Consider the following 924-nt stretch of genomic DNA (forward strand, 5'->3'; position numbering starts at 1 on the left):
CGGAAGTCGCTGTCGTTCTCAAAATCGGTGGAGCTGCATGACAAAGTCATCGGGCATTATCTGAACATAAAACACTATCAATAAGTTGGAGTCATTACCGACACGGGCTTGATTACAGAAAGTATAAAATGATTGAGCATGATGTAGAGGCCGACACATACGGATTAAACTACGACCAGATAATCGTTTTTGTCATGGCGGGTATCGTCGCGCGATTGACAAGATAAACTTTGATTAGTAAAGCCTCTGGGGTATGATTTCCTTAGTAAAAAGCATACTCCAGAGGATTTGATGAAAACCACAGTAAGGATTGAAGCGCTCGACGGTCTTCGCTTTATGGCATTTATGATGGTGATGTTGTACCACTACTTGTTCGCTGGGCCTATCTCAGGCTTCCTACCGAAAGAGTTAACAGTTAATGCCTTCTATTTTGGGAACTTTGGTGTTGATTTATTTTTCATTATAAGTGGATTTGTAATATCACTTTCATCAGTTGGAAGAACACCTGTTGAATTTATTAAGTCAAGGATTAATAGGATAGTACCCACCTTTATAATATTTGGATTTATAGTTTTAGTGTTTCAGTGCTTTATACCAATGGTTGATTTTAAGGAAAGGATTGTTTCTTTATTCTATAGCTTTACGTTTTTCCCCCAAGTGTTCGGATATCATTTTTTTAGCGATATCTATTGGACAATTCAGAAAGAGGTGACATTTTATATATTGGTTTTCATTATGATGTTATTTAACCTTTGGAGTGGTTACAGAAGGGAGATTTGCTTTGCATGGCTGGTGATTTCATACAGCAATCAATTTTTAATCCATTCTAGGGAAGGTGCGAATAAGCAGGTCATTTCTTCCCAAGCTGACTCGCTGATTAAAATTTCGCGGATCTGGGCCGATTTTTTTCCCGCAAACACATCG

General features: G+C 38.2%; 1 protein-coding gene and 1 pseudogene. Both read left to right on the forward strand.

The features are described from left to right. On the forward strand, positions 1–84 hold an 84-nt coding region (locus F9C28_RS19975; RefSeq protein ID WP_032083315.1), incomplete at its 5' end, for an IS1 family transposase. 207 nt (positions 85–291) lie between these two features. Continuing rightward, a pseudogene (locus tag F9C28_RS19980) lies at positions 292–795 on the forward strand (acyltransferase family protein); the annotation flags it as partial. Positions 796–924 lie beyond the last annotated feature (129 nt).

The sequence above is a fragment of the Shimwellia pseudoproteus genome (genome assembly GCF_016415625.1).
Classification (GTDB): Bacteria; Pseudomonadota; Gammaproteobacteria; order Enterobacterales; family Enterobacteriaceae; genus Shimwellia; species Shimwellia pseudoproteus.